Annotated in this window: 3 protein-coding genes; 2 read left to right on the forward strand and 1 reads right to left on the reverse strand. The window is 37.0% G+C overall.

Annotation, left to right across the window (positions count from 1 at the left end; translation table 11 throughout):
- Positions 1 to 223 (forward strand): hypothetical protein (locus tag AC1DRF_RS28210; protein ID WP_477742333.1); only part of this gene is annotated, 223 nt, incomplete at its 5' end.
- 58 nt (positions 224 to 281) lie between these two features.
- On the forward strand, positions 282 to 860 hold the full coding sequence (locus tag AC1DRF_RS28215; protein ID WP_477742334.1) for an HAD-IA family hydrolase: 579 nt from the start codon (positions 282 to 284) through the stop codon (positions 858 to 860).
- Positions 861 to 862: 2 nt separating this feature from the next.
- On the opposite strand, the gene AC1DRF_RS28220 is transcribed toward AC1DRF_RS28215, so the two are convergent.
- A partial coding sequence (locus AC1DRF_RS28220; RefSeq protein ID WP_477742335.1) for a mechanosensitive ion channel family protein occupies positions 863 to 1,297 on the reverse strand: 435 nt, incomplete at its 5' end.

The following is a 1,297-nucleotide window of genomic DNA, read 5'->3' on the forward strand; positions in this document are numbered from 1 at the left end:
AGCTGTTCAAGTCCAGGGGAAGACAATCGCCACCATCACCAACACGATGGAGGGCATCACCATCATGACAGCGGCAGCAGCTGTTCGAGTTCAAACTGCAGCAGCTCTAGCTGTTCAAGCTCCAGCTGCGGGAGTGGGTGCAGCAGCAGCTGATAAAGTAAAAAAACTCGTTTTATACGAGTTTTTTTACTTTAAATGTAACGACGACAAAATGGTTCACTGACAAGCAATGAAAAATTTGGTATAATCGTTACGTTTTTAAAAAAGGAGAGACAGTGAAAATGAATATTTTATGGGACTTTGATGGAACCATCTTCGATACCTATMCAACGATTGTAAAAGCATTCAAAGAATTACTAACAGATCAAACAATCTCAGAAGAAGATATTTTAAAGCAGATGAAAATATCTTCTGACGTAGCAATTAAGCACTTCGATATTGAAAAATCTTTGTTTGATAAACACTTCCATGTGCTCGAACAGAAAATCAATCCTAAAGATAAGCCTGCTTTTCCTCATGTAGAAGACGTACTGAGCTTTGCGGATACAAATGTAATTGTTACGCATAAATCTAGACAGTCTACTCTTGATATTCTGGCATTTTTTAATATGGAGCACTATTTTACGGAGATTATTACAAAAGATGATGGCTATAAACGAAAGCCTGATAGCGGCGCTTATGCCTATCTTCACGATAAGCATCAGATCGATTTAGTGATTGGAGACCGCGAGCTTGATTTAAAACCTGCTCGTGAACTGGGAATCAAAACATGTGCATTTCAAAATGACGACATTGAAGCAGATTATCACCTTACATCATACGATCAATTTTTTACAACAGTAGTAAATAAAAACTCGTGAAGCTATTCTTCACGAGTTTTTATTTGTTCAGGCTTATGTACTTCGGGAATTTCACCGAGCGTATAGTTCGCTACTTTTGTAATGTTACTATTAGCAAAGAAGTAAAACTCTCCGTCAACTCCGCGAATTTTTGTCGTGCGCAATCCAATTTCTTCAACAGTTCCTTTCGTATCATTTATGGATACGTGATCTCCTACTGAGAATTGATCTTCAAATAGAATAAAAAAACCGTTTAAAATATCTTTAATCAAATTTTGTGCACCTAAGCCTGTAATAAATCCTGCTACGCTAATACCAGCTAAGAGTGCTTTCATATTAATTCCGATTGCCTCTAAAGACGTAATAAGTACAATAAAATACACTACGTACATGACAATGCTCAGACAAAGCTTTTTCAGCGTTATTTCTTTACGTTCATTGTACCTCAGCAGTTTAGT

The organism is Priestia sp. P5_B4, from assembly GCF_056400385.1.